Annotated in this window: 1 protein-coding gene; it reads right to left on the reverse strand. The window is 49.3% G+C overall.

The window, feature by feature from the left end; genetic code table 11:
• Window positions 1-369, reverse strand: a 369-nt coding sequence (locus tag CXF93_RS02915) for an immunoglobulin-like domain-containing protein (protein WP_157824408.1), incomplete at both ends; no start/stop codon positions are given.

Below are 369 nucleotides of genomic sequence, written 5' to 3' on the forward strand. Positions count from 1 at the left end.
CCACTGCCGTATCAACTAACATGGCATTCGGTACTATCAGTTCAAAATTCCCGCCCGTCGCCGAGGTAATGCCATTAATAACTGTTGAACCATCAGCATACACATCTTCATCGGCAGCCACGGCATAAACAAACGAGCCTGTGGTTGCGCCATCGGCAATACTGATAGTGCCTAAAGTGGTTTCAACTAGGGTTTCACCCTGACTAGCTGCTGACAAAGTCGCAGTGTAGGTGATCTCTCCGCCCGCTTCGCTGATTGATGTTTTATCTGCGCTTAAAGCTACTGTTGTTTCATCAAGCGTATCGGCTAGCGTTGTCGTCACTGCCGTTGTATCTGGGGTCAGTTGTTCAAAATCACCGCCACTGGCTG

This window comes from Moritella sp. Urea-trap-13, assembly GCF_002836355.1.
Classification (GTDB): Bacteria; Pseudomonadota; Gammaproteobacteria; order Enterobacterales; family Moritellaceae; genus Moritella.